This is a genomic window from Streptomyces sp. NPDC005423, assembly GCF_040606415.1.
Taxonomy (GTDB): Bacteria; Actinomycetota; Actinomycetes; order Streptomycetales; family Streptomycetaceae; genus Streptomyces.
Map to the genome: position 1 here is coordinate 35,502 of NZ_JBEXET010000018.1, position 14,182 is coordinate 49,683.

14 protein-coding genes are annotated in these 14,182 nt (G+C 72.5%); 6 read left to right on the forward strand and 8 right to left on the reverse strand.

Annotated features, from left to right (window positions below):
• The first annotated feature begins 39 nt into the window (after window positions 1-39).
• Window positions 40-843 carry a S16 family serine protease gene (locus ABZT12_RS20190; RefSeq protein ID WP_356385995.1) on the forward strand — a complete coding sequence of 268 codons (804 nt, stop codon included), beginning with the start codon at window positions 40-42 and terminating at the stop codon, window positions 841-843.
• A 7-nt stretch (window positions 844-850) separates the two neighbouring features.
• Here ABZT12_RS20190 and ABZT12_RS20195 read toward each other — a convergent pair whose 3' ends face one another.
• The 5 genes from ABZT12_RS20195 to ABZT12_RS20215 are packed head-to-tail and all read right to left on the reverse strand — an operon-like array spanning window position 851 to window position 5,032.
• Window positions 851-1,807, reverse strand: a complete 957-nt coding sequence (locus tag ABZT12_RS20195) for a glycine betaine ABC transporter substrate-binding protein (RefSeq protein WP_356385998.1) — start codon at window positions 1,805-1,807, stop codon at window positions 851-853.
• Window positions 1,804-2,649: an ABC transporter permease gene (locus tag ABZT12_RS20200; protein WP_356386001.1), complete on the reverse strand. Its 846-nt coding sequence runs from the start codon at window positions 2,647-2,649 to the stop codon at window positions 1,804-1,806. The genes ABZT12_RS20195 and ABZT12_RS20200 overlap by 4 nt, the downstream gene beginning before the upstream one ends.
• Complete coding sequence (locus ABZT12_RS20205; protein WP_356386004.1) at window positions 2,646-3,887, reverse strand: betaine/proline/choline family ABC transporter ATP-binding protein; 1,242 nt, start codon at window positions 3,885-3,887, stop codon at window positions 2,646-2,648. Before ABZT12_RS20205 ends, ABZT12_RS20200 begins: the two co-directional genes overlap by 4 nt.
• On the reverse strand, window positions 3,880-4,527 hold the full coding sequence (locus ABZT12_RS20210) for an ABC transporter permease (RefSeq protein ID WP_356386008.1): 648 nt from the start codon (window positions 4,525-4,527) through the stop codon (window positions 3,880-3,882). Before ABZT12_RS20210 ends, ABZT12_RS20205 begins: the two co-directional genes overlap by 8 nt.
• A gap of 13 nt (window positions 4,528-4,540) precedes the next feature.
• Entirely contained in the window at window positions 4,541-5,032 is a 492-nt protein-coding gene (locus ABZT12_RS20215) for an Lrp/AsnC family transcriptional regulator (RefSeq protein ID WP_356386010.1), read from the reverse strand.
• A gap of 124 nt (window positions 5,033-5,156) precedes the next feature.
• Between ABZT12_RS20215 and hppD the strand changes: the two genes are divergently transcribed.
• Window positions 5,157-6,311, forward strand: a complete 1,155-nt coding sequence (gene hppD / locus ABZT12_RS20220; RefSeq protein ID WP_356386013.1) for a 4-hydroxyphenylpyruvate dioxygenase — start codon at window positions 5,157-5,159, stop codon at window positions 6,309-6,311.
• A gap of 32 nt (window positions 6,312-6,343) precedes the next feature.
• A complete protein-coding gene (locus ABZT12_RS20225) occupies window positions 6,344-7,204 on the forward strand; it encodes a Teichoic acid biosynthesis protein C (Precursor) (RefSeq protein ID WP_356386016.1) in 861 nt (286 codons plus the stop codon).
• A gap of 36 nt (window positions 7,205-7,240) precedes the next feature.
• On the opposite strand, the gene ABZT12_RS20230 is transcribed toward ABZT12_RS20225, so the two are convergent.
• Window positions 7,241-8,824 carry a tetratricopeptide repeat protein gene (locus ABZT12_RS20230; protein WP_356386019.1) on the reverse strand — a complete coding sequence of 528 codons (1,584 nt, stop codon included), beginning with the start codon at window positions 8,822-8,824 and terminating at the stop codon, window positions 7,241-7,243.
• A 92-nt stretch (window positions 8,825-8,916) separates the two neighbouring features.
• Between ABZT12_RS20230 and ABZT12_RS20235 the strand changes: the two genes are divergently transcribed.
• A complete protein-coding gene (locus ABZT12_RS20235; RefSeq protein ID WP_356386022.1) occupies window positions 8,917-10,332 on the forward strand; it encodes an FAD-linked oxidase C-terminal domain-containing protein in 1,416 nt (471 codons plus the stop codon).
• Between the two features lie 24 nt (window positions 10,333-10,356).
• On the opposite strand, the gene ABZT12_RS20240 is transcribed toward ABZT12_RS20235, so the two are convergent.
• A complete protein-coding gene (locus tag ABZT12_RS20240; RefSeq protein WP_356386025.1) occupies window positions 10,357-10,815 on the reverse strand; it encodes an SsgA family sporulation/cell division regulator in 459 nt (152 codons plus the stop codon).
• Between the two features lie 244 nt (window positions 10,816-11,059).
• On the opposite strand from ABZT12_RS20240, the gene ABZT12_RS20245 reads away from it, so the two are divergent.
• Both ABZT12_RS20245 and ABZT12_RS20250 read left to right on the forward strand, forming a co-directional pair.
• The gene (locus ABZT12_RS20245) at window positions 11,060-12,715 is read left to right on the forward strand and encodes an RDD family protein (protein ID WP_356386028.1); all 1,656 of its coding nucleotides are present in this window, start codon (window positions 11,060-11,062) and stop codon (window positions 12,713-12,715) included.
• Window positions 12,716-12,804: 89 nt separating this feature from the next.
• A complete protein-coding gene (locus tag ABZT12_RS20250) occupies window positions 12,805-13,458 on the forward strand; it encodes an RDD family protein (RefSeq protein WP_356386031.1) in 654 nt (217 codons plus the stop codon).
• 200 nt (window positions 13,459-13,658) lie between these two features.
• Here ABZT12_RS20250 and ABZT12_RS20255 read toward each other — a convergent pair whose 3' ends face one another.
• Complete coding sequence (locus ABZT12_RS20255; protein WP_356386033.1) at window positions 13,659-13,961, reverse strand: hypothetical protein; 303 nt, start codon at window positions 13,959-13,961, stop codon at window positions 13,659-13,661.
• Between the last annotated feature and the right edge of the window lie 221 nt (window positions 13,962-14,182).

A 14,182-nucleotide genomic window follows, 5' to 3' on the forward strand; every position in this document is an offset into this window, starting at 1 on the left:
GCCCCCGGCCGCCGGTGACCCTCGCGTTAGATTGACCCCGTGCTGCTCTCTCGCCTCTCCGGCCTCACGCGCCCCCGGGCCGTCGCCGTCTGCGCCCTGCCCGTCGTGGCCCTGCTCGCCACGGCGGGGCTGGCGCCGCTGCCGTTGTCGCTGGCGCAGCCCGGTCTGACGGCGAACGTGCTCGGGGAGAACAAGGGCACCCCCGTGATCACGATCTCCGGAGCGCCGGTGCGCCGGACCAGCGGCCAGCTGCGGATGACGACGATCGAGGCCACCGGCCCCGACCAGCGGATCTCGCTGAGCGACGCGATCGGCGCGTGGTTCGACACGGACCGGGCGGTGATGCCGCGCGACTCGGTCTATCCGAGCGGTGACAGCGTCAAGGAGATCGAGCGGCACAACTCGGAGCAGATGAGGCAGTCGCAGGACGCGGCGACCGAGGCGGCCCTCACCTACCTGCACCTCAGCGACAAGAACATCAAGGTCACCCTCACGCTGGCCGACGTCGGCGGCCCCAGCGCCGGTCTGCTGTTCACCCTCGGCATCATCGACAAGCTGGCCGGCGACGGCTCCGGCGGCGACCTCACGGGCGGGCGCGCCATCGCCGGTACGGGCACCATCGCGGCCGACGGCACAGTCGGCGCGGTCGGCGGAGTGGCCCTCAAGACGCAGGCCGCGCACCGCGACGGCGCGACGGTCTTCCTGGTCCCGAAGGCGGAGTGCGCCGACGCCCGGACCAACCTGCCCAAGGGCCTGCGCCTGGTCCCGGTGACCTCCCTGAAGACCACGGTGGACACCCTCGACGCCCTGAAGAAGGGCGGCGGTTCGGTCCCGAGCTGCTGACCCCCTCCTACTTCACCAGCCCCTCCGTCTTCATCCAGTCCAGCGCCACCTCGTGCGGGTCCTCCCCGTCGACGTCCACCCTGGCGTTCAGGGTGCGGGCCACCGTGTTGTTCAGCTTCTTCGTGACCGGGGCCAGGACCTCGGCGATCGCCGGCCACTTCTTCAGGGCCTTGGTGTTGATCTCGGGGGCCGCGTTGTAGTTGGGGAAGAACTTCTTGTCGTCGGCCATCACCGCGAGGTTCATCGACTTGATGCGGCCGTCGGTGGTGAAGACCTCGCCGTAGGTGCAACTGCCCTTCGCCACCTGGGTGTAGATGATCCCGGTGTCCATCTGCGTGGCGTTCTTCGCCGGGATTCTCATGCCGTACGCCTTCTCCAGGCCCGGCAGCCCGTCCGCGCGGTTGGCGAACTCGCCCTCCACGCACAGCGTCACCGCGCCCGGGTCCTTCCTGGACAGGGCGGCCACCTCGGAGAGCGTCCGCGTCCCGTACTTCTTGAAGTTGGCCTGGTTCATCGCGAGCGCGTAGGTGTTGTTGAGGGTCGAGGGGGGCAGCCAGGTCACGCCGTTGCGCAGGTCCGCGTCGCGTACCGCCCGCCACTGCCGCTCGGGGTCGGGGATCGGTCTGCTGTTGCCGAGGTAGGTGATCCACGCGGTGCCGGTGTACTCGTACATCCCGTCCGCGGTGCCGCTTCTGACCGCCTCCCGCGCGCCGATCGAACCCTGGATGCCGGTCCGGTCGAGGACCTCCGCGCCGGCCGCCTCGAAGGCGATGCCCATCATCGCGCCGAGGATCAGCTGCTCGGTGAACTCCTTGGAGGTGACGGTGAGACGGGCGCCCTTGAGGGGCTCGCCCCGGCCGACGGTGCCGGGCTTCACGTCGTCGACCATCGGGGAGCCGCTGGTCAGCCCGCAGCCGGAGACGACGATCAGCGCGCCGGCCGTCAGCAGACAGGTCCGCTTCACGTATCCACCTCCAACCCCCGTGGCCGCAGCATCAGTTCGGCCAGCGAGGCCAGCCAGTCCACCAGCAGGGCGAGCGCGATGGTGAGGACCGAGCCGAGGACGAGGACCGGCATCCGCTGGGTGGTGATCCCGGTGGTGATCAGCACCCCGAGGCCGCCGCCCCCGCCGAAGGTCGCCAGCGTCGCCGTACCGACGTTGAGGACGAGCGCCGTACGGACGCCCGCCAGGATCAGCGGGACGGCCAGTGGGAGTTCGACCCGGGTCAGCACCCCGAGAGGGGACATGCCGATGCCGCGGGCCGCCTCCATCAGTGTGGGGTCGTTGGCCTTCAGGCCCGCGATGGTGTTGGAGAGCACCGGCAGGATGGCGTAGACGATGATGCCGATCAGGGCGGCCTTCTCGCCGATGCCGAGCCAGATCACCAGCAGCGCCAGCAGTCCGATCGCCGGGGTCGCCTGACCCATGTTGGCGAACGCCATCGCCACCGGCACGGCCCGGCGGAACGCGCCGCGGGTCAGCAGGATGCCCAGCGGGATCGCGATGACGAGCACGAAGAACGTGGAGATCACGGTCAGCCGGATCTGCTGCCAGAGCGCTTTGGAGACCTGGCCGTTGGAGAGCGCGTTCTCGGAGATCGGGTCCAGCCGCGCCTGGTGGAACCAGAGCCAGGTGGCGAGCAGGACCGCCACCAGCACCGCCGGCAGGAAGGTCAGCTGCTGCCAGGTGATGCGGCGGCTCGGCCGGGCGGGGGAGCGGACCGGGGCCCCGGTCCCGTCCCGCTCCGTGGGGCGCGGTTCCGCCGTGTCCGTGTCCGTGTCCAGGTCCGGTCCGGGAATGGTCACCGCGCCCGCTCCTCCCCTCCGGCGCCCTCCTGCTCGGCGTGCGTCCGCTCGGCCCGGGTCGCGTCCAGTTCGTGCTGGGCCTCCAGCGCCTCCAGCCGGTCCGCGTCCAGCAGTTCGTGCACCGAGTTCATCAGCGTCTCCATGTCGACGACCCCCGTGTACTCGCCGCGCCGCCCGGTCACCGCGACCCGGCCCGCGTTGTCCGTCAGGACGGCCTCCAGCGCGTCCCGCAGGGTCGCGTCCCGGGTCACCGTGTCGTGCACCAGCGTGCCGGCCCGGGCCAGCGAGCCCCGGGCGCGCATCATGTCGCCGCGCCGCAGCCACTTGTAGGGCCGGCCGCGCTTGTCGAGCAGCAAAACCTCGTTGGTGCCGCTGGCCCGCAGCCGGTTGAAGATCTCCTGGAGCGGGTCGTCGACGGTCACCGTGGGGTAGTCGGTGACCTCCACATCCCGCACCCGGGTCAGGTTGAGCCGCTTCAGGGCCGCCCCGGCGCCCACGAACCCGGACACGAAGTCGTCCGCCGGGTTGGTCAGGATCGCCTCGGGGGTGTCGAACTGGGCGATGTGCGAGCGTTCCCGCAGGACCGCGATCCGGTCGCCCAGCTTGATCGCCTCGTCGAAGTCGTGGGTGACGAACACGATCGTCTTGTGCAGCTCGTGCTGGAGCCGGATCAGCTCGTCCTGGAGGTGGTCGCGGGTGATCGGGTCGACCGCGCCGAACGGCTCGTCCATCAGCAGCACCGGCGGATCCGCCGCCAACGCCCTTGCCACGCCCACCCGTTGCTGCTGGCCGCCGGAGAGCTGGCGCGGATAGCGGCCGTGGAACTCGCCCGGGTCCAGCCCGACGAGGTCGAGCATCTCCTCGACCCGGTCCCTGGTCCGGGACGTGGACCAGCCGACCATCCTCGGCACCAGCGCGATGTTCTGGGCGACCGTCATGTGCGGGAAGAGGCCGCTGGACTGGATCGCGTAGCCGATCTTGCGGCGCAGCCGTACCGGGTCGATGTCGGTGACGTCCTCGCCGCCGATACGGATCCGGCCGCCGGTCGGCTCGATCAGGCGATTGATCATCTTCAGCGTCGTCGACTTGCCGCACCCCGAGGGGCCGACGAGGATCACGATCTCGCCCGCCTTGATCTCCATGGTGACGCTCTCCACGGCCGGGTCGGCGCTGCCCGGGTACCGCTTGGTGAGGTTCTCCAGCTCGATGGAGGCGCCGGAGGCCGTCGTCTCAGACACGGATCCCCCTGGGAATGGTCAGCCGTCCGACGAGGACGTACGCGGCGTCGAACAGCAGCGCCAGGATGATGATCCCGATCGTGCCCGCGAGCACCTGGTTGAGGGCGTTCGCGCTGCCCAGCGACCCGATGCCACGGAAGATCTCGTTGCCGAGGCCGGGCCCGGAGGCGTAGGCGGCGATGGCCGCGATGCCCATCAGCATCTGGGTGGAGACCCGGATGCCGGTGAGGATCGGCGGCCAGGCCAGCGGGAGTTCGACCCGCGTCAGCCGCATCGGCCGGGACATCCCGATGCCTGTCGCCGCGTCCACCAGCGAGGGATCGACCCCGCGCAGGCCCACGATCGCGTTCCGCACGATCGGCAGCAGCCCGTAGAGCGTCAGCGCGATCACGGTGGGCGGCACGCCCAGCCCCACGACCGGGATGAGCAGACCGATCATGGCGAGCGAGGGGACGGTCAGGATCGTCGAGGTGGTCGTGGTGGCCAGGCTGCCGGCCCACTCGCTGCGGTAGGTGAGGACCCCGATCAGCACCCCCGCCAGGGTGGCCACGACCATGCACTGGAAGACCACGCTGGCGTGCTGGTAGGCGTCGGTGAGCAGTTGCTGGTGACGGTTGCCCACGTACTCCCAGAAGCTCACGTGCTCGCACCCCCTACGTCGGCCGGCCGGTCCTGTCCCGGTCCTGGGCCGCCTGCTCCACCAGCGGGATGAACCGCAGCGGAACGGGGTTCTCCATCACGATCGCCGTGGCGGCCCGGACAATGCCATCAAAACCGACAACCCGGTCGATGACCCGCTGGAGATCGGCGTTGGAGCGGGCCACCAGACGGCAGAGCATGTCCCCGCTGCCGGTGGTGGTGTGCAGCTCCAGCACCTCCGGCACGGTCGCCAAGTGCGCGCGTACGTCCGGCCCTTGGCCCTGCCGGATCTCCAGCGTCGCGAACGCCGTGACCGGGTAGCCGAGCGCCGCCGGGTCGACCTGCGGACCGAATCCGCGGATGACGCCATTCGACTGAAGCCGGTCCAGCCGGGCCTGCGCGGTGCCCCGGGCCACGCCGAGCCGCCGGGACATCTCCAGCACCCCGATCCGCGGCTCCCGGGCGAGCAGCACGATGATCCGGCCGTCGAGGTCGTCGATCGTCACAGCACCCTCCTGAGGATGGTCATCCTGTACAGAAGTCCCGCACGTCCGCGTATTCCACCGGACAGGTTGTCCAGCGGTTCCGCAAACTATTGCGCACCTTGCGAAACGGCGGGAGCCTGCGGCCATGGCTGCTATCGCTGCGCACACTCACCCGACACCCGACTCCGCCCGGCAGGCCGATCCCTTCCCGGTCAAGGGGATGGACGCCGTCGTCTTCGCCGTGGGCAACGCCAAGCAGGCGGCCCACTACTACTCCGCGGCCTTCGGCATGCGGCTCGTGGCCTACTCCGGACCGGAGAACGGCAGCCGCGAAACGGCGTCGTACGTCCTGGAGAACGGCTCCGCGCGCTTCGTCCTCACCTCCGTCATCAAGCCGGCCACCCCGTGGGGCCACTTCCTCTCGCGCCATGTGGCCGAGCACGGCGACGGCGTGGTCGACCTCGCGATCGAGGTCCCGGACGCGTACGCCGCCCACGCCTACGCCGTCGAACACGGCGCCCGCTCGCTGGTCGAGCCGCACAAGGTCGAGGACGAGCACGGCACGGTCGTCCTGGCCGCGATCGCCACCTACGGCGAGACCCGGCACACCCTGGTCGAGCGCACCGGCTACGACGGCCCCTACCTGCCCGGCTACGTGCCCGCGCGGCCCCTCGTCGAACCGGCCGCCGAGAGGACCTTCCAGGCCATCGACCACTGCGTCGGCAACGTCGAACTCGGCCACATGAACGAGTGGGTCGGCTTCTACAACAAGGTCATGGGCTTCACGAACATGAAGGAGTTCGTGGGCGACGACATCGCGACCGAGTACAGCGCGCTGATGTCGAAGGTCGTGGCCGACGGCACCCTGAAGGTCAAGTTCCCCATCAACGAGCCGGCCGCGGGCAAGAAGAAGTCCCAGATCGACGAGTACCTGGAGTTCTACGGCGGCGCGGGCGTCCAGCACATCGCGCTCAACACCAACGACATCGTCCGCACGGTACGGACCATGCGCGCGGCCGGCGTCCAGTTCCTCGACACCCCCGACTCCTACTACGACACCCTCGGCGAATGGGTCGGCGACACCCGCGTCCCGGTCGAGACGCTGCGCGAGCTGAAGATCCTCGCCGACCGCGACGAAGACGGATACCTCCTCCAGATCTTCACCAAGCCGGTGCAGGACCGGCCTACGGTGTTCTTCGAACTCATCGAGCGGCACGGCTCGATGGGCTTCGGCAAGGGCAACTTCAAGGCTCTGTTCGAGGCGATCGAGCGCGAGCAGGCGAAGCGGGGCAACCTGTAACTCACCGGTCCCGCAAGGGACTCGGGAGGACCGTGGGCACCGCGAGCATCGACCTGACCACACCGGCGCTCCCGTGGCTGTGGAAGAAGAGGACGCTGCACGAGCCCACGGTTCTCCAGTCCTTCGCCCTGGACGAGGTCCACCAGCACCTGTACGCCCTCCAACTCCTGCCGGGCGCGGCCGACTCCGGCGACCTGTGCCTCAACCGGCTGGACTACCAGGGCACTTCGCTCGGCCATATGCACCTCAAGGGCTTCGGGCACGGCGTGAGCATGGGCGTGCAGAACACCGCCGACGGCGACGTCTGGATCTGGACCGAGGCCGCCGCCGAGTCCGGCTACGGCACCGGCGTCACCCGCTTCCACTTCGCGGACGGCGCCGTCCGCACCGGCTCCCAGGTCGCCGTCCGCGAACCGCTCCCCGGCTCCACCCACAACCAGCCCTCAGTCTGCATGGCCTCCCACCGCATCGCCGTCCGCCACCGCACGGCGACCGGCCCCCGCTACCGCGTCTGGGACCTCGACCGCTTCGTCGCCGGGGACTACACCAGCCCGGTCGCCGACCTCGCCCAGACCGGCGCCCACCCCGACCCGGCGGTCCCGTTCCAGGGTTACGCCCTCCACGGCGACCGGCTCTACCAACTGGCCGGCTCCGCCTACGACGACACCACCAACCCCCCAGCCCGGTACGGCAACACGTACCTGTCCTGCCTCGACATCACCACCGGAGCCCTGCTCCAGCGCTCCCGCACCGAGGCCGGCCGCTCGCTCGCCCACCGCGAACCCGAGGGCGTCGCCGTCCGCCGCGCCCCCACACCCTGGCTGTGCGCGGGCTTCGCCGGCGGGCCGGTCGGAGCCCGCCACTTCTCCGTCTTCTACAAACCGCCCGCCTGAACCGCCCACCCGACGGCCCCTCCGACCGGCCCCGACTCACCGCCCCCGTACGGGCCGCCGTACGGGCCCCCGTACGGCCGGCTTCGCGTCCTGGGTGACCTTCGCGTCCCGGGTGTCCTGGCCGTCATGGCTGTCGGGGCCCTCCTGGCCGTCCCCGCCCGGCACCGCCACGTCCGGCGGCTCGCCCAGCGCGGCCAGCGCCTCCCTCGCCAACGGCACCCGCAGCGGCGAGAAGTACGGGTTGATCTGCAAGGCCTCCCGCAGATGGCGCCGGGCCGCCCCGGACCTCCCGGCGCCCCGCTCGGCGTTCCGCTCGGCGGACCACTCGATCATGCCCTGATGGAAGACGTACAGCGCGACCCGCATCCCGCCCCCGTGCGCCCGGTCCGTCGTGATCCCGGCGAACCTCAACGCCTCCGCGTCCTGCCCGGCCCGGTGCAACGCCCACCCCAGCGCGTCCGCCACCTCGATCCCCGGCTGCCGCCGCCACTCGTCCCGCAGCCGCCGTACGGCGTCCCGCGCGTCGCCGTGGTCCGCCTCGAACCGGCCGAGGAGCAACTCGTCGTCCACTCCGCCCGTCTCGTCCTTCGCCACCCGCACCCGCAGCGTGTCGTACTGCACCCGGGCCGCCTGCGCGAGCCCCAGCGACTCGTACAACTCGCCCAGTTCCAGGGCGTATTCGGGGCACGGCTGCTTGGCGAGGGCCACCTGGTAGGCGTTCAGCGCCTCCGAGGTCCGGCCCAGCGCGGCCAGCACCCGCCCCTGACCGGCCTGCGCGGCCCGCTGGTCGGGGTCGATCCGCACGGCCGCCTCGAAGTGCCGCAGCGCGTCCTCGCGGTCCCCGCGCTCCCAGGCCAGCTCCCCGGCCCGCTCCAGCCAGGCCGCCCGCTCCGCGGGTCCCTGCGCCCCGGCCGCCGCGTCCGCCAGCTGGGCGGCGGCGTCCTCACGCCAGCCCCGGTCGCGGTACACGGCCGCGGCTCGCGCCATCACGGCCGGACCGGTGTGCAGTTTCAGCAACTTGTCGAGCGCCTTGCGGGCCGCCTTGTAATCCCCGAGCCCGGTGTAGGCGTCGATGAGCGGCGGATACGTCGACCACCGCTTCGGCGCCAGTTTCAGGGCCGCCTCGCCCCAGCCGCGCGCCGCGGGGAAGTCCCGGCGCTCGTTCGCCAGGGCCGCCAGGCCGCCCAGCGCCTCGGCGTTCCCCCGGGGCAGCTCCCGCAGCGAGGCGCGCAACGCCTGGTCGGCCCTCGGGAAGTAGGCGGCGTCGGCGGTCCGCCGACCCTGCTCCACATAGGCGGCGCCGAGCACCGCCCAGGCCCGCCCGTCCCCGGGACGTGTCCGCAGTCGGCTCTCGCGGTCGGCGATCAGCGCCGCCAGCTCGGACAGCGAGGCGGGCACCCCGGCGGTGACCGCCGTCAGCGCCTGCGCCCGGGGCCCCGGCACGGGCGGCCGGGGAGCGGGCCGCGGCTCCTGCGGCAGCAGGGTCACCAGCGTCAGCAGCCCGCCCAGTGCCGCGCAGACCGCCGCCACCGCGATCAGCACGCGCCGCCGCACGGGGGAGCGGCGCGGCGTCTGCCGGGCCGGCAGGGAGGTGCCCGGACTCCGCTGTTGTTTCACCATGGCGCTCACTGTGCGTCCGTACGACGACCACACCGCGCCACCGAAAGCCGCGCGCGGACGGGGTTCACACCGATGGCCCCGGGTGCGAACCTGTGATCATGAGCCGTATCGAAGCGCCTCGCGACGACAGCGCGGCAGACACCGACAGTCTGGTGGACCGGCTGCTCGGCGGGCTGCCCGCGGACGCCGTCCTCACCGACCCGGACGTCACGGTCTCCTACGCCAACGACATGGCGAGCTTCTGCCCCTCGGGCACCCCGGCCGTGGTCGTGCTGCCCCGCACGGTCGAAGAGGTCCAGCACGTCATGCGCACCGCGACCGCGCTGCGCGTCCCGGTCGTCGCCCAGGGCGCCCGCACCGGCCTGTCCGGCGCGGCCAACGCCTCCGACGGCTGCGTGGTCCTCTCCCTCACCCGGATGGACCGCATCCTGGAGATCAGCCCGGTCGACCGGATCGCGGTCGTCGAACCGGGCGTCGTCAACGCCGCGCTGACCCGCGCCGTCAACGCCCACGGTCTGCACTACCCGCCCGACCCCTCCAGCTGGGAGACGTGCACGATCGGCGGCAACATCGGCACCGCCTCCGGCGGCCTGTGCTGCGTCAAGTACGGGGTGACGGCCGAGTACGTCCTCGGCCTGGACGTCGTCCTCGCCGACGGCCGGCTCCTGACCACCGGCCGCCGCACCGCCAAGGGCGTCGCCGGATACGACCTGACCCGCCTCTTCGTCGGCTCCGAGGGCTCGCTCGGCATCGTCGTACGGGCGGTCCTCGCGCTGAAGCCGCGACCGCCCCAACAGCTCGTGCTGGCCGCCGAGTTCGGGTCCGCGTCGGCCGCCTGCGACGCCGTCTGCGCGATCATGGCGGGCGGGCACGTCCCGTCCCTCCTCGAACTCATGGACCGTACGACGGTCAAGGCCGTCAACGACCTGGCCCGCATGGACCTCCCGGAGACGACCGAGGCCCTCCTGCTGGCCGCCTTCGACACCCCGGACCCGGCAGCCGACCTGGCCGCCGTAGGAGCACTCTGCGAGGCGGCCGGCGCCACCCGGGTGGTGCCCGCCGACGACGCCGCCGAGTCCGAACTCCTGCTGCAGGCACGGCGGTTGGCCCTCCCCGCGCTCGAAGCGGTCAAGGGCACCACGATGATCGACGACGTGTGCGTGCCCCGCTCGCGCCTCGGCGACATGCTCGAAGGCATCGAACGGGTCGCCGAGAAGTACCGGTTGACGATCGGCGTCTGCGCCCACGCCGGGGACGGCAACACCCACCCCACCGTCTGCTTCGACGCCCAGGACCCCGAAGAGTCGCGCCGCGCCCGCGACTCCTTCGACGAGATCATGGCCCTCGGGCTGGAACTCGGCGGCACGATCACCGGCGAACACGGCGTCGGCGTCCTGAAGAAGGAGTGGCTGGCGCGCGAACTCGGCCCGGTGGGCGTGGAGATGCAGCGGGCGGTCAAGGCGGCCTTCGACCCGCTGGGCCTCCTCAACCCCGGCAAGCTCTTCTGAACCACCGCCCGGCCCCGCCCCGGCTCACTCCCCGTCCGCCGGCTCGTCCGCCGGCCGCAGGTCGTCGGCCGGGGTCGGGGCGAGCAACTCCGCGAGACCGTCGTCGATACCGAGCCGCTCCGCCTCGGAGCCCGGCTCCACCGCCAGCAGCGTCAGCTCCAGCCAGGCCGACACCTGCGCCGAGGGCGCCTGGAGCAGCGCCTCCCCGTCGGGCGAACTCAGCGCCATCAGCACCACGGCGTGCCCGTCCACCTTCGTCGGCCACACCCGTACGTCCCCGTACCCGCACGGCCGGTGCACCCCCTTCACGAGCAGCTCGCGGGCGAACGTCCAGTGCACCGGGTGCTCGGACCGGGTGTGGAAGGCGATGTGGACGGCGTAGGGGTCGTCGGTGCGGTAGCTGAGACGGGCCGGGACGGGGATGCTGCGCTCCGGCGACAGGATGAGCTGAAGCTCCAGCTCGCGCTCCACCACGGTGTGCATATGTCTCTCCCTCTCTTGTGGCGCTCGGTGTCCTCGTCGCTGCGCGACTGTCGTGGCGGGCCGCCGCGACGGGCCGCCCGCACGAGTGAGAGCGGGACGGACCGGAAGCGTTACGCGGGTTCGCGGAACTTTTTCTTTCCTGCTCGAAAGGAGTGGGTACGGCGGGACCGGCCGTGTCGGTTGCGCCGGTCTGATAGATGTGGAGGCCCTCTTTTGACCCCCGAGCAGATACGGGACGACGGACATGAGCGCCCCCACCCCGGCACCCGGTGACGACAGGCCCCGCGAGGGGTACTACCCGGACCCGTCCATCCCTGGATATGTCCGGTACTGGAACGGCACGGCCTGGGTGCCCGGCACCAGCCGGCCCGCGCCGACGGACGGGCTGCCGCTCCCCGCGCCCTCCGTCGAGGAGACGGGACCGCACTTCTTCGACGAGGACCCCGCGCCGCAGAGCCGGGTGAGCCCGGCCGAGGCACAGCACGGCAGCCGGCCGGAGCCCGCGTCGGCGTGGGGCGCCGACCGCTCCCGGCAGACCGGCTTCGGCGGCGACCCGGACCGCCGGGTGTCGTGGGGGTCGCCGCAGGGCCCGGACCCGAGGGTGGCGAACGAGCCCCGGTCCGTCCCGGACGGACCACCGGCCGAGCCGGACTCCCCGGGCACGTTCGTCTTCCGCCGGCCGGGCACCGAGCACCCCGCCCCCGCCGCCGACGAGGGCACCGTCACCTTCCGCCCCGATCGGCAGCCGGGGGCGCCCGGGGCGCGACAGGAGGGCGCGGGGAACGTGGGGGCCGACGGCGCCTCCGGCCCCGGCTTCGGTGCCGGCAAGGCTGCCGCCGCCCGGGCCGCCGCCGTACACGCCCAGGCGGCCGGCGCCGATCCGGCACACCCCGGCTCCCCGGCCGCCCCCGCCGGACCGCACCCCGGCGGCCTCCTGCCGTCCGCGCAGGGCGGCCCCCAGGCGGCCGGCCGGCCGGGCGGTCCTCCGGCGGCGCGGCAGGGCCCCGCCGTAGCACCGCGGGGCGCGCCCGCGCCGCCCGGGCAGGGCGGTCCCCCGGAGCCGCGGCAGGGACCCGGCGTGCCCCCGCAGGGCGGCGCCCCCGCTCCGCAGCCGGGCCTCCCCGGGCCGGGGCAGGGCGGTTCCGCCGCGGCCCGGCAGGGCGCCGCCGTACCGCCCGGCCCGCGACAGCCCGGCCCCGCCGTGCGTCCGCAGGCCGCTTCCGCCGTTCCGCAGCAGCCGGGTCCCGCGCAGCCGCAGGCGGCCTCCGGGCCGACGCCGATGGCCACCGGAGTCGGTGGCGGGCAGCCTTCCTGGGCCCAGCAGGTGCACCGGCTCGCCGGTGCCGACGAGGGCCCGGTCCTGCCCTGGAAGCCGCCCGTGGAGGACGTGTTCCAGGCCGCCGCGCGCCGGCAGTCGGAGGCGCGGCCCGCCGGGCTCGGGAGGCGGCTGGCGGCCCGGCTCGTCGACACCGTCGTCCTCGCCGGGGTGACCGGGTCCGCCGCCGTGCCGCTCGGTACCAGGGCCCTGGCCCACATCAACGACAAGATCGACGCGGCCAAGCTCTCCGGCCGCACCGAGACGGTCTGGCTGCTCGACGGCACCACCTCCGTCTGCCTCGGCGTCGTGCTCGCCGTACTCCTCCTCTTCGGCGTCCTCTACGAGGCGCTGCCCACCGCCAAGTGGGGCCGCACCCTGGGCAAGAAGCTGTGCGGCCTGGAGGTGCGGGGCATCGAGAGCCACGACTCCCCGGCCTTCGGCGCGGCCGTGCGCCGCTGGCTGGTGTTCAGCGTGCCGGGCCTGCTCGGCATCGGGGTCGTCGGCGTCGCGTGGTGCCTGTTCGACCGGCCCTGGCGCCAGTGCTGGCACGACAAGGCGGCCCGTACGTTCGTAGCCGGATAGGCGTATACGTCGTCCGGAGCAGTGGATTTCGTACCCCGGACGGCGGCTCGCCGGATGCGGTGCCACGGGGTTCGCGGTCGACTCGGGCCATGAGCACCGAACCGCCCCCGGGAGCCGGCGGGCAGCCGCCGGAAGACGACCCGTTCAGGAAGCAGCCCCCGCCTGACCAGGGCGCGGGCTCACCGTACGGGAACCAGCCGTACGGCGATCAGCCCTACGGAGGCCGGTCCTACGGCGGTCAGCCGCCCCCCTACGCCGGCGGCGGCGGTCCCTACCCCGACGACCCCCTCGCCGGGATGCCCGCGCTCGCCGACGGCGGCCGGCGCACGCTCGCCCGGATCATCGACATGATCCTCGTCGGCATCGTCGTCTGGCTGCTGACCTGGGCCGTCGGCGTCCACGAGTACAACGTGAACTCCGACAAGATGCAGTACTCCAAGTCCTTCGGTCAGTCCCTCATCGCGGTCGTGCTCTACATGGGCTACGACACCCTGATGCTCTCCAAGTCGGGCCAGACCCTCGGCAAGAAGTGGCTCGGGCTGCGGGTGGCCGACCTCGACAACGGCTCCACGCCCTCCGTGCGGACCAACCTGATCCGCGCGGCGGTGCTGTGGATCCCGTTCGCGTTCTGCTGCGCCTGCGTGTGGACGGCGATCTGCGGCGGCTGGAGCTTCTTCGACAAGCCGTACCGGCAGGGGCTGCACGACAAGGCGGCCAAGACGGTGGTGGTCAGCACCCGTTGAGGGGAGGCCGGCCGGGGGCGGCCGGGGGCGGCCGGACCTCGTACGACGAGCGGCGGGACCCGCCACGTGCGGTCCCGCCGCTCGTCATACGGTGCTGCTGCCGGGTGCGACGCCGCGAGTGACGCCGTGCGCCGCGTCGTGCGGGGCGCCGGTGGCACAACGGGTGCGTGAAAAGCGTGTACTGCGTGAAGTGCCGTGCGTCAGGGGGCGGTTCGCTCCCGTACCGGCTTCGCGGCCGGTGCGGCGGAGACGGTCTCGCGCCGTACCGGCACCCGCTCCCGCGGGGGGTTCGGTACGGCGGCCGGAGTCGCGGCCGAGGCGGCTGCGCGAGCCTTGGGCTGCGGGACCGTCAGGGAGACGAGCAGCCCGAGGGCGAGCGCCGCGAGCGCGATCACCGCGATCCCGAGGCCCGAACTCGTCTGTGACAGCAGCAGCATGGCGAGCGTCGAGAAGATCACGGTGCATGAACCGTAGGCGAGCTGTGCGGCAGTCGGACGAGGCATGGCAATCGAGTCCTCGTTAGGGGTGGGGGCAAGGATCGGGGGGTGGGACAAGGTTGTCGGCCTGGCAATCCGCCGGATTCCGGACGGGCCGCCAACCGACTCTAATCGGCTGCATGCCCGAGCGGAACGCGGAGTAAGCGTGACCTAACGCACGGCTCCGGTGCATGGGGGGCGCACGGAGTCATGGCGTCCACCAAGTGGACTGCCTCACGCGCCCGTTG

What these genes read in the sequence shown, in the direction of transcription:
- ABZT12_RS20240 (WP_356386025.1), bottom strand. Translation starts at nt 10,815, where the DNA reads ATGCACACCGTGGTGGAGCGCGAGCTGGAGCTTCAGCTCATCCTGTCG.
- ABZT12_RS20255 (WP_356386033.1), bottom strand. Translation starts at nt 13,961, where the DNA reads ATGCCTCGTCCGACTGCCGCACAGCTCGCCTACGGTTCATGCACCGTG.
- ABZT12_RS20250 (WP_356386031.1), top strand. Translation starts at nt 12,805, where the DNA reads ATGAGCACCGAACCGCCCCCGGGAGCCGGCGGGCAGCCGCCGGAAGAC.
- ABZT12_RS20245 (WP_356386028.1), top strand. Translation starts at nt 11,060, where the DNA reads ATGAGCGCCCCCACCCCGGCACCCGGTGACGACAGGCCCCGCGAGGGG.
- ABZT12_RS20230 (WP_356386019.1), bottom strand. Translation starts at nt 8,824, where the DNA reads ATGGTGAAACAACAGCGGAGTCCGGGCACCTCCCTGCCGGCCCGGCAG.
- hppD (WP_356386013.1), top strand. Translation starts at nt 5,157, where the DNA reads ATGGCTGCTATCGCTGCGCACACTCACCCGACACCCGACTCCGCCCGG.